This window comes from Brevundimonas sp., assembly GCF_018608325.1.
Taxonomy (GTDB): domain Bacteria; phylum Pseudomonadota; class Alphaproteobacteria; order Caulobacterales; family Caulobacteraceae; genus Brevundimonas.
On sequence record NZ_JABAZW010000114.1, the window covers coordinates 1 to 9,478 of the forward strand.

Consider the following 9,478-nt stretch of genomic DNA (forward strand, 5'->3'; position numbering starts at 1 on the left):
GCTGTCGGCCTGGCCGCCAGTACCGCCTTCCTGGCCGTCGACGCCCATGCCGCAGAGGCGCCCGCAGCGCCCGCCCCCATCGCCCGCGCCGCCGGCGACGGCCCTGCCCTGTGGGCCATCCGCGACGCGGATTCGACCATCTATCTGTACGGCACGATCCATATGCTGAGGGACGGCACGGCCTGGGGGTCGGACAAGGTGGACGCCGCCTTCAACTCGGCGTCGCAGGTGTGGTTCGAGGTCACCGATCCCGACGACCAGTCCGCGCTCGGCCCGTTGTTCCAGCAATACGCCCTGTCGCCGGACAAACCCTTGTCCAGTTGGCTGACCCCGCAGGAGCAGGCGACATTCGACACGGCGGTGCGCACCGTGGGCATGAGCCCCGAACAGATCGACCCCGCCCGCCCCTGGTTCGCCGCCATGATGATCGCCACCGGCCCGCTGAAGGCGGCAGGCTTCGTGCCCGAGAACTCGGTCGAACTGAACCTGCGCGCGCGGGCCCTGGCGGCGGGCAAGTCCATTCACGGGCTGGAGACGCTGGACCAGCAGGTCGGCGGGCTGGCGCGGATGAGCGACGAGGGCCAGATGATCTATCTGCGCAACTATCTGACCACCTACGCCACCGCCGCCGAACAGATGGAGCGGGCCGTTGCAGGCTGGAGCACAGGCGACACCGGCGCCATGGACAGGTTCGCCTTCGAGAACGGCCGCGCCATTTCCGAAGAAGTGCACCAGATCTTCCTGACCAGACGCAACGCCGACTGGGCCGACCAGATCGAAACCCTGCTGAAAGGATCTGGCACAGTCTTCATCGCTGTGGGCGCCGCCCACCTGGCCGGGGACGACAGCCTGCAGCAGTTGCTGGCGGCGAAAGGCGTCACTGTGACACGGGAATAATCCTCCGAACCCGTTGCTTCAACGGCGCGAATCGGACGAACGGCCCCACCCCGTAACAATTCGTCATCATCCGAAGTCATCAGCTGATGTCATCGGGTGATGACTATTTTTGAAAGCGCGACTATAGACCCTCTTGCGAAGCGGTGACGACGAACCGATATCGTCACTGTTACGGATTAGGCATTTCCTCCCCATGACCACCACCACCATGACTTCGGGCCGCGCCCGGACCCGTTCAACCTACAAGAATGTCGCCCTCTGGACCTTCCAGGGATGGATCGCGATGTTCTTCATCGCCGCCGGCTACGCCAAGCTGACCGAGCCGATGAGCAACCTGATCGCCCTGATGGGCTGGCCCGCCGTCGCGCCCGACAACATGGTGCGCGGCGTCGGCGTGGTCGAGCTGATCCTGGGTCTGGCCGTGCTGGCGCCGCTGATCTCATGGCGCATCGGCCGGCCGATCCTGCTGACCGCTGCGGTCGGCCTGATCGCGATGGAGGCGACCATGCTGATGGTTCACGGCCTCAGCCACGACATCGGCCTGGCCGTCGTCAACCTGCTGCTTCTGGCCATCACCGTTCCGGTGCTGCTGGGTCGCCGCAAGGCCTGATCTCCCCTCTTAGGCCCTGCGTGCAGAGGCCCGGAACCCGCAAGGGCTCCGGGCCTTTTTCTTGTCTGCGACAGTTCGCGCACAAAGCTTACCCTTACGTGCGCGTAAAGCCCCTTCCCTTTACGTGCGCGTAAAGTTATGAAGGCGGCATGGCCACTGCCGACGATCATCGCACCTATTCCATCCGCCAGCTGTGCCGCGAGTTCGGCGCGACGGCCCGTGCGCTTCGTTTTTACGAGGACAAGGGCCTTTTGACCCCCGCCCGCAAGGGCCAGACGCGGGTCTATGACTCACGCGACCGCGCACGGCTGAAACTGATCCTGAGGGGGCGCCGCATCGGCTTCACCCTGCAGGAGATCCAGGACATGATGGATCTCTATGATCAGAAGGACCACAACGTCCATCAGATGGCGGTGGCCCTGGTGCGTCATCGCGCACAGATCGCTGCGCTGAAACAGCAACTCGAAGACATCGAAGGCGCGATCGAGACGGCGGAAACCGCCTGCGCCTGGATGGAATCCAAGCTTTCAGAACACCGCCCGGACCTGCTGCCGGGCGCCGAGGACTACGAGAAGCTTCTCCAGTCCCGCCTCAACCACGACCATCACCCCTTCAAAGCAAGAGCGTAACTCATGGCCTATAAGTCGCCTGTCCGTGACTTCACCTTCATCCTGAATGAAGTGCTGGAAATCGACCGCTACACCAACCAGCCGGGCTTCCAGGACGTGTCGTCGGACCTGATCGGCCAGATCCTGGAAGAAGGCGCCAAGTTCGCCGACGAAGTGATCGCCCCGATCAACAATCCGGGCGACAAGGAAGGCTGCCACTGGGCCGAAGGCGGCGTGGTCACCGGACCCAAGGGCTGGAAAGAAGCCTATAAGGCCATGTCGGAAGCCGGCTGGATGGCGCTGGCCGCCGATCCGGCCTACGGCGGTCAGGGCATGCCCAGCGTCGTCGCCTCGGCCTTTGGGCAGATGACGGCGGGCGCATCGGCCGCCTTCTCGATGTATCCGGGCCTGACGGCGGGCGCCTATGCGGGCATCCACGCCAACGCCTCGGAAGAGCTGAAGCAGAAATACCTGCCCAAGATGGCGACCGGCGAATGGTCGGGCACCATGAACCTGACCGAGCCCCAGTGCGGCACCGATCTGGGCATGGTCCGCACCAAGGCTGTGCCGAACGGCGACGGCTCCTATTCGATCACCGGCCAGAAGATCTGGATCTCGGCGGGCGAGCACGACTTCGCCGACAACATCATCCACACGGTGCTGGCCCGCGTCGAAGGTGCGGTTCCGGGCATCAAGGGCCTGTCGCTGTTCGTGGTGCCCAAGTATCTGGTCAACGAAGACGGCTCGCTGGGCGAGCGCAACACGCTGGAATGCGCCGGTCTCGAGCACAAGATGGGCATCCACGGCAACGCCACGGCGGTCATGCAATATGACGGCGCCAAGGGCTGGCTGATCGGCGAAGAAGGCCGCGGCATGAACAACATGTTCGTGGTCATGAACGAGGCCCGTCTGGGCACCGGCCTGCAGGGTCTGGCCATCGGCACCGCCGCCTATCAGGCCGCTGTCGAGTTCGCCCGCGACCGCCTGCAGGGCCGCAGCCTGACCGGACCGAAGAACCCCGAAGGCCCCGCCGACAGCATCATGGTCCACCCCGACGTGCGCCGCATGCTGCTGGAGTCCAAGGCCTTCGTCGAAGGCGGCCAGGCCTTCATCCTGTGGACCGCGCTGCAGGCCGATCTGGAGAAATCCGAAGACGCCGCCGTCGCCACCAAGGCCAAGGACTATATGGGTCTGCTGACGCCGGTGCTGAAGGCCTATCTGACGGACAAGGGCTTCCATGTCGCGTCGCTGGGCATGCAGGTTCACGGCGGTTCGGGCTACACCGAACACTTCACCGCCTCGCAGTATCTGCGCGATGCGCGCATCACCATGATCTACGAAGGCACCAACGGCATTCAGGCGCTGGACCTGGTTGGCCGCAAGCTGCCCGCCAACGGCGGCCGCGCCATCATGACCTGGTTCGGCGAAATCGACGCCTTCGTCGCCGAGAACAGCGGCAATGAAGCCATCAAGCCCTTCGTGGACGGTCTCGCCGATGTGAAGGCCAAGCTGCAGGAAGGCACCATGTGGATGATGCAGAACGGCATGGCCAACCCGGACAACGCCGGCGCCGCCTCGACCGACTATCTGAACGTCTTCGGCATCACGGCGCTGGCCTATATGTGGGCGCAGATGGCCAAGGCCGCCCAAGCGCAGGTGGAAGCCGGTGCGACCGATCCCTACTACGCCACCAAGCTGCAGACCGGCCGCTACTTCGTCGAGCGCATCCTGCCCGACGCCGAAGCCCACCTGAAAAAGCTGAAGACCGGCGCCGACGTGCTGATGGCGATGCCCGCCGAGGCCTTCTGAGGCTTCGCGATTAAATACCGTCACCCTCGGGCTCGTCCCGAGGGCCCACGGTTCCACCGCACGAGAGGAACCGTGGGCACGACGACCTGAACTGCGCACCCATTCGCTCGTGCGGCGGATAGGTGGGTCCTCGGGACAAGCCCGAGGATGACGGCCATAAAAAACGTCAGGGACGAAACCGATGAACGTGCTCAACAGCCCCGAACCCGCCTTCATGCAGGAAGAGGAAATCACCCTCTTCTCCGACAGCGTCGGCAAGTGGATCGACGAGCACGCGCCTCTGGACAAGGTGCAGCAGTGGATCGCCAACTCCAGCGTGCCGCGCCAACTGTGGAACGACGCGGGCGACGCCGGCCTCTTGGGCCTGTCGCAGCCGGAAGAAGACGGCGGCTTCGGCGGCGACTATCGCCATGAGGTCGTGCTGATGCGCCAACTGGGCTGGAAGGGCGCGGATCACTTCGGCATCTCGCTGCATAATGCGATCGTGATGCCCTACATCTGGCACTACGGCACCGAAGAGCAGAAGCAGCGCTGGCTGCCGCGCCTGCAGACCGGCGAACTGGTCGGCGCCATCGCCATGACCGAACCGGGCGCGGGTTCTGACCTGCAGGGCGTCAAGACCACCGCCATCAAGTCCGGCAACGGCTATGTCGTCAACGGCTCCAAGACCTTCATCACCAACGGCCAGTTGGCCAATCTGATCATCGTCGTGGCCAAGACGGACCCGTCGCAGGGCTCGAAAGGCACGTCGCTGATCGTGGTCGAAACGGATGGCGCGGAAGGTTTCGAGCGCGGCCGCAACCTGCACAAGATCGGCATGGAGGCCAACGACACCTCCGAACTGTTCTTCAATGACGTGAAGGTGCCTGCCGACAACATCATCGGCGGGGTCGAGGGTCAGGGCTTCGTCCAACTGATGCAGCAACTGCCGCAAGAGCGCCTGAACATCGCCGTTCAGGGCGTCGCCGCCGCCGAGCGCGGGCTGGAAGCCACCATCGCCTACGTCAAGGAACGCAAGGCCTTCGGCAAATCGATCCTCGACTTCCAGAACACCCAGTTCAAGCTGGCCGAAGTCAAGACCAAGCTGACCGTCGCCAAGGTCTTCGTCGACCACTGCATCGGCCTGCATCTTGAGGGCAAGCTGGACGCCGCCACCGCCTCGATGGCCAAATACTGGGTCACCGACATCCAGGGCGAGACCATCGACGAGATGCTCCAGCTGTTCGGCGGCTACGGCTATATGAACGAGTACCCGATCGCCCAGTTGTACAAGGACGCCCGCGTCCAGCGCATCTACGGCGGCACCAACGAGATCATGAAACTGCTGATCGCCCGGACGCTGTAAGCCCCTTGCAGGAATGTACGCGAATGCGTACATTCCTGCCATGAACGCCATTTCCGTAACCGAACTGCGCAAGAACTTGGCCGCCACGATCGACCGGGTGACGGCGGACCACGACTACACCATCATCACGCGCGATGGCGGCAAGCCAGCGGCGGTGTTGATGTCGCTGGAGGACTTCGCCTCCTGGCAGGAAACCGACTACCTGCTGCGCAGCCCGGCCAACCGCGAGGCGCTGCGCGCCTCCATCGCCGAACTTGAAGCAGGTGCCAGTCAGGCGCGCGAACTGATCGAGGAATGAACGTCATATTCTCGGCCCGCGCCTGGGCCCAGTACGTCGAGTGGCAGGAAACGGATCGCAAGGCCCTCAAGAAGCTGAACGCCCTGATCAAGGAGTGCCAGCGCACGCCCTTCACCGGATCAGGCAAGCCCGAACCCTTGAAAGGCGAACTGTCAGGATGGTGGTCCCGCCGCATCGATCAGGAACACCGGCTGGTCTATCGCGCGACCCAGGCAGGGCTGGAGATCGTTCAGTGCCGCTACCACTACTGAACGCCTGATCGCCCGCACGCTGTAAGACCCTTGGCGCGGGCGGTTCGACGGGCGTAAGGCCTGCTGCATGATCGTCCGCGCCAAACCTACGCTGTTCGAGATCGCCTTTGCGCTGCGCGGCTCGATCCTGCCCCGCATCATCTGGCGGCTGGCGGCCATGACGGCGGTGTCGGCGCTGGCCGTCTATCTGACCCAGCGCTGGCCCGGACTGGTCGGCCAGCTCAGCGCCACGCCGTTCGCCCTGATCGGGCTGGCGCTTTCGATCTTCATGAGTTTCCGCAACAACACCTGCTACGACCGCTGGTGGGAGGCGCGAAAGCTGTGGGGTGAACTGATCATCGCCAGCCGGGGCTTCGCCCGCCAGGCCTCGATCCTGACGGCGGCGGACCGCGAGCCGATGCTGCGCGGCCTGATCGGCTTCACCTATGGCCTGAACGCCCGACTGCGCGGACGCGACGAGGTCGCCGCCATCGCGCCGTGGAGCACGGGCGTCAGCGCCGACCGCCCCAATCCCACCGACGCCGCCCTGTCGCAGGTCGGGGATCGTCTGGGGCGACTGATGCAGGATGAGCGGCTGACGCCGATCCATTATTCGGTGCTGGAGCTGCGACTGGGCGAGTTGACCCATGTTCAGGCCGCATGCGAGCGGATCAAGAATACGCCCCTGCCCTTTGCCTATTCCCTGCTGCTGCACCGGACGGCGCATCTGTTCTGCCTGTTCCTGCCCTTCGCCCTGGCCCCAGCGCTGGGCTGGTGGACGCCGCTGCTCAGCGTCATCGTCGGCTATGCCTTCTTTGGTCTGGACGCGCTGGGCGATGAGCTGGAAGACCCGTTCGGCGAGGACGACAATGATCTGGCGCTGGACGCCATGAGCCGCACGGTCGAACGCGAACTGCTGGATGCGATGGGGGTCAGCCCCCTGCCCGAGCCGGTCGCGCCCGTGCGCTATCACCTGACCTGAGGACGAACCTCGATGGCCCTGATCGAAAAGAGCCCGTTCGAGCGGTTTCTGGATGGGCTGAACAAGCGGCTGAAAGCGGTTCTGAGTTCTAGACCTAAGCCCGTCATTGCGCCCTTCAAGCACCCCGCACGGGATGTCGTCTGGCGACAGGACAGCCCCAGACCCGGCGCCTGGTTCGAGATCATACGCCGCAAGGATGGCCTCTACAGTTTCACCGAATGGCGGCGCGAAACGCTCTCGGCGCCCAAGCTCGGCTCATGGGAGGCCGAGTTCCCGCTGTTTGAATCCGGCCTCTACGGAACACAGGGCGAGGCCGCGGAAGGCCTGGCGGACTATCGCGCCAAAGGTTCAGACGAACAGGCGTGAGCGCCTCAGCGGCCCAGCCACGCCGCGATGACCAGAGCCGCTGCGATGATCCCGCCTGCCCCCAGAATCGAGCCCCCGATCCACCGCCCCGCCTGCGTCACCGCCAGCGCCGTCTGACGGTCAGAGGCGCCAGCCTGCTTGCCCGGATCGTCCAGCAGGCGCCGCGACACCGCCCGGATGATGCGCGGCAGGTCGCCGCCTGACGCCGACAGGTCCAGCAGGGCGCCGACCAACTGGTTCTGCACTGTCCCCAGACTGCGCCGCGAGAAGACCACCCGCTTCCAGGCGCCGCTCATGGCGCGAACCAGATCGAACTCGGGATCGACGCGCGACAACACCCCCTCGATGGTGACCAGGGCCTTGAGGATCAGCATCAGGTCCGGCGGCGCCGAAACCCGCTCCTGACGCATCAGGGCCATCAGGTCGGCAACGATGGCCGGCAGATCCACCTGCCCCTGACCGTGACGCGCAATCAGCCGCTCTGCCCCCGCCGTCAGGCTCTGGGACGGGACATCTGCGCCCTCGGTCCAGTCAGCCAGAACCTCGGCCATCCGCTGGGCGTCGCCGCCCGCCAGCGCCTGAACGAAGCTGATCAGCTCGGCCCGACGACGTGGCGTGACCGTGCCCACCATGCCGAAGTCCAGCAGGCCCACCCGGTCGCCCACCATGCCCCTGAGATTGCCGGGATGCGGGTCGGCGTGGAACCGACCGTTGACCAGAACCATGTCCAGCACCGCGTCTGCACCGATGCGGGCCAGACGATGAGGATCGACGCCTCCCGCCCGCAGCCGCTCGGCGTCAATCGGCGCAATCCCGTCCAGATAGTCCTGAACCAGCACCCGGTCCGTTGTGTAGTCCCAATAGACGGCGGGAATGACCACATCGCGATTGCGCGCGAAGTCGGCGGCGAAGCGGTCGGTGTTGCGGCCCTCGGTGGTGAAATCCAGTTCGTCCAGCATGGCCTCGGACAACTGGGCGACCAGGGCGCGGGGGCGGTAGCGGGCGATTTCGGCGCTGGCCTGTTCGGCCTTGCGCGCCAGTTCGGCGATCAGGCGCAGATCGGCTTCGACGCGGGGCCGCACGCCGGGGCGGCGGATCTTGAGCACCACCTCGGTCCCATCCTGCAGGGCGGCGCGGTGAACCTGGGCGATGGAGGCGGCGGCCAGGGGCGTCACGTCGAAACGGGCGAAGACCAGTTCAGGCGGCCCGCCCAATGCGGCCTCGACGTCCGGGCGCAGGATGTCGAAATCCAGCGTCACGCCGTTGCTCTGCAACTGCTCGAACTCTTCGATCCAGTCGGGCGGCAACAGGTCCGAACGTGTCGACAGTATCTGACCCAGTTTGATGAAGGTCGGCCCCAGCGCCTCAAGCGACAGTCGCGTGCGACGCGACAGCGGCTCGGCGCCCTCGTCGTCAACGCCGCCTCCGCCCAGCCCCAGCCGCGCCAAAACCGCGCCCAGCCCGAACCGGGCCGCAATCCCGGATATCTCCGTCAGACGTTTTCGGTCGCGCGCTGCAACAGCCAAGGTTGTGAACATGGCCAGACAAACGCCAGGCGAAGGGCGACGTTCCACAGCAGCAAACGAAGCGGCATCAGGGATTGGTTCAGACGTGTAAACCGCGATATGCACGCGCCATGATCCGTCTTCATGTTCAGGGTGCGCTGGCGCCCGCCGCACCCGTCGCGCCCACGCTGGACCAGTCCCGCTATCTGACCCAGGTGATGCGGCTGAAGGTCGGCGACGACCTGTTGGCGTTCAACGGACGTGACGGCGAATGGCGCGCCTCGGTCGCCGAAGTGCTGAAGAAGGGCGTCATCCTGCGCGCCGAGGAACAGGTGAGGCCCCAGACCTATGGTCCCGACCTGGAACTGATCGTCGCCGTGGTGAAGAAGGCCCGCGTCGAAACCATCGTGGAAAAGGCCGCCGAGCTGGGCGCACGACGTGTGCGACTGGTCCTGACCCAGCGCACCAACGCCGACCGCATCCGGCTGGATCGGCTGGACGCCATCGCCGAGGAAGCCGCCGAACAGACCGGGCGTCTGGATGTTCCCGCCGTCGATGATCCGGTCAGGCTGGATGCTGTGCTGAACGGCTGGGAGGACGGGCGCCGCCTGATGTTCTGTGACGAAACCGGCGGCGCGCCTGCGGTATCGGCCCTGCGTGCGGCAGGCGAAGGTCCGTGGTCGATCCTGATCGGGCCGGAAGGCGGTTTTTCGCCGGAAGAGGGTGAGCGGCTGCGGTCTTTGCCCTTTTCCACCGCTGTCTCACTGGGTCCACGCATCCTGCGCGCCGACACCGCCGCCATCACCGCCATGAGCCTGTGGCAGGCGG

General features: G+C 65.3%; 11 protein-coding genes. 10 read left to right on the top strand and 1 reads right to left on the bottom strand.

What is annotated here, in order from left to right:
* The 9 genes from QZ281_RS11355 to QZ281_RS11395 all read left to right on the top strand — a co-directional run.
* Positions 1 to 897, top strand: an 897-nt coding sequence (locus QZ281_RS11355; RefSeq protein ID WP_363297826.1) for a TraB/GumN family protein, incomplete at its 5' end; no start/stop codon positions are given.
* A gap of 193 nt (positions 898 to 1,090) precedes the next feature.
* The gene (locus QZ281_RS11360) at positions 1,091 to 1,507 is read left to right on the top strand and encodes a DoxX family protein (protein ID WP_292228427.1); all 417 of its coding nucleotides are present in this window, start codon (positions 1,091 to 1,093) and stop codon (positions 1,505 to 1,507) included.
* Positions 1,508 to 1,656: 149 nt separating this feature from the next.
* Positions 1,657 to 2,136, top strand: a complete 480-nt coding sequence (locus QZ281_RS11365) for a MerR family DNA-binding transcriptional regulator (protein ID WP_201096571.1) — start codon at positions 1,657 to 1,659, stop codon at positions 2,134 to 2,136.
* Positions 2,137 to 2,139: 3 nt separating this feature from the next.
* Positions 2,140 to 3,924: an acyl-CoA dehydrogenase C-terminal domain-containing protein gene (locus QZ281_RS11370; protein ID WP_292228429.1), complete on the top strand. Its 1,785-nt coding sequence runs from the start codon at positions 2,140 to 2,142 to the stop codon at positions 3,922 to 3,924.
* Between the two features lie 181 nt (positions 3,925 to 4,105).
* Entirely contained in the window at positions 4,106 to 5,269 is a 1,164-nt protein-coding gene (locus tag QZ281_RS11375; RefSeq protein WP_292228431.1) for an acyl-CoA dehydrogenase family protein, read from the top strand.
* Positions 5,270 to 5,309: 40 nt separating this feature from the next.
* Positions 5,310 to 5,567 (top strand): type II toxin-antitoxin system prevent-host-death family antitoxin, encoded by a 258-nt coding sequence (locus QZ281_RS11380; protein WP_292228433.1) that lies wholly within the window; start codon positions 5,310 to 5,312, stop codon positions 5,565 to 5,567.
* The gene (locus QZ281_RS11385) at positions 5,564 to 5,818 is read left to right on the top strand and encodes a Txe/YoeB family addiction module toxin (protein WP_292228435.1); all 255 of its coding nucleotides are present in this window, start codon (positions 5,564 to 5,566) and stop codon (positions 5,816 to 5,818) included. Before QZ281_RS11380 ends, QZ281_RS11385 begins: the two co-directional genes overlap by 4 nt.
* A 67-nt stretch (positions 5,819 to 5,885) precedes the next feature.
* Positions 5,886 to 6,779: a bestrophin family protein gene (locus QZ281_RS11390; protein WP_292228437.1), complete on the top strand. Its 894-nt coding sequence runs from the start codon at positions 5,886 to 5,888 to the stop codon at positions 6,777 to 6,779.
* 12 nt (positions 6,780 to 6,791) lie between these two features.
* The gene (locus QZ281_RS11395) at positions 6,792 to 7,145 is read left to right on the top strand and encodes a hypothetical protein (RefSeq protein WP_292228438.1); all 354 of its coding nucleotides are present in this window, start codon (positions 6,792 to 6,794) and stop codon (positions 7,143 to 7,145) included.
* 5 nt (positions 7,146 to 7,150) lie between these two features.
* On the opposite strand, the gene QZ281_RS11400 is transcribed toward QZ281_RS11395, so the two are convergent.
* Complete coding sequence (locus QZ281_RS11400; protein WP_292228440.1) at positions 7,151 to 8,683, bottom strand: AarF/UbiB family protein; 1,533 nt, start codon at positions 8,681 to 8,683, stop codon at positions 7,151 to 7,153.
* Between the two features lie 98 nt (positions 8,684 to 8,781).
* On the opposite strand from QZ281_RS11400, the gene QZ281_RS11405 reads away from it, so the two are divergent.
* The coding region (locus QZ281_RS11405) for a 16S rRNA (uracil(1498)-N(3))-methyltransferase (RefSeq protein ID WP_292228442.1) at positions 8,782 to 9,478 on the top strand (697 nt) is incomplete at its 3' end.